Source organism: Mesorhizobium sp. M2A.F.Ca.ET.037.01.1.1 (assembly GCF_003998075.1).
GTDB lineage: Bacteria > Pseudomonadota > Alphaproteobacteria > Rhizobiales > Rhizobiaceae > Mesorhizobium.
In genome coordinates this window covers 1-1,494 of the sequence record NZ_RZSA01001301.1, presented here as the reverse complement: position 1 = coordinate 1,494, position 1,494 = coordinate 1, and the positions used below count along the sequence as shown (strand labels likewise).

Below are 1,494 nucleotides of genomic sequence, written 5' to 3'. Positions count from 1 at the left end.
GTCGAGATCACCGCTTCGTGTATCGCGCCACCTTCGACACCGATTCCTGCCGTCTCGTACCAGGCGATCAGTCCGTCGAAATAAGCCTTGGCCACCTCCAGGAAAGCGGTGTCGGCCTCGGCGATGAGGCCGCCGCGGGCCGTCAGGCCACCCCAGTACCCGACCGCGGTGGTTGCACCCTCGCCGCGCCGCGGCACGCGGGCTGTCGGGCTGCGCAGGCCGATGACGGGGCCGCTCGCATCGTTGGAGGCGAACATCGGATGGCAGCTCATCGGTTCGCCGGCATAGCCCATGCGGGACGCGGCCGCGAGCTCGCTATCACCAAGGGTGAAGCCTGTGACGATCCGCCAGACCGCCATCGATGCCCTCGACGCTCCCCATTCGGCCTCGGCGATCTGGTCTGCGTCGACCACGGCCCGCAGGCCCTCGACCGGGTGCATCAGCACGCGGGTGGCGTCCACGATGTCGGACGGCCCGACGATCGCGGCAATGGCATCGACGATGAAAGAAGGGGCGAGGAAGGTCGGCTTCGCCAAATCCCACTCCTCGCCTTCGAGATACTTCCAGCCGACGATGCCGATCGTGTCGCCGGACCCGAGCCCAGCTTCGCGCAGAACCGCGACAAGATCAGGCTTCTGGCTGCGATCCTGGCCCATCAGGCTCAGTGATTGGGCAAGCATCGTGACGATGTCGGGCAGGCCGGCGATCGGCGTATAACCGATGTTCTCGTTGCCGGTGACTATGATGCGCTGGCCTGCCTTGCCCAGAAGCAGCAGAGCCTCCTCGAAGCGGGGCTCGAAGCCGGTCAGGAAGGCGATGTTGGCGGCGTGCTCGCGGTCGGCATAGACAACCAGCCAGTCGGCGCCGGACTTGTTGATGGCGCGGGCGCAGCGCGTTTCATATGTCGCGGCCGGGATGGCGGGGCGCTCGACCGGAAGGCCGAAATCCGGGATATCCACGTTGCGCAGGGTGACGGTCATTTCTGTCCTCGTTGATGCTATGCCGATGGCGCCGCGATGGACGACCGGCTTGGGTGGCAGGCACGCTATTCTCGCGCCAGAAATCCGATGGCCGACGGCAGGAGAGCGCAGGTTGCCGTGCTGCCGGGGGTCAACTCGCGGGCTATTGCGGAGGGCGCGAGCACGCTCAGTTCCTGGCCGTCGGCCGTGATGACGGTGACGCGTTCCGACGTGCCGACGAAGGACACGTCGGCGACCGTGACAGAGAAGGAGACCGCGCCAGGCGCCACATCGCCGAGGGTGATGTCTTCCGGGCGGACCCAGACCGTGATCCCGCCGTCGCCGTGACGCGTCCGGTCATAGGCGGCGGGCATCGGCACGCGGATGCCGAAGAGATCGAGTTGCGCGCCGTCCGTTTGAGCCGACAAGATGTTGTTGCCGGCGAGGAAGCCGGCGACGAAGCGCGAGGCCGGCGCCCGGTATATTTCGCGCGGACTGCCGATCTGAACGATGTTGCCGTTCTGGAAGACGGCAA

2 protein-coding genes are annotated in these 1,494 nt (G+C 66.6%); both read right to left on the bottom strand.

The annotated features are described in order from the left end of the window. A partial coding sequence (locus EOA27_RS36150; protein WP_127258693.1) for a Xaa-Pro aminopeptidase occupies nt 1–980 on the bottom strand: 980 nt, incomplete at its 3' end. 65 nt (nt 981–1,045) lie between these two features. Then, nucleotides 1,046–1,494, bottom strand: a 449-nt coding sequence (locus EOA27_RS36145) for a TOBE domain-containing protein (RefSeq protein WP_127258691.1), incomplete at its 5' end; no start/stop codon positions are given.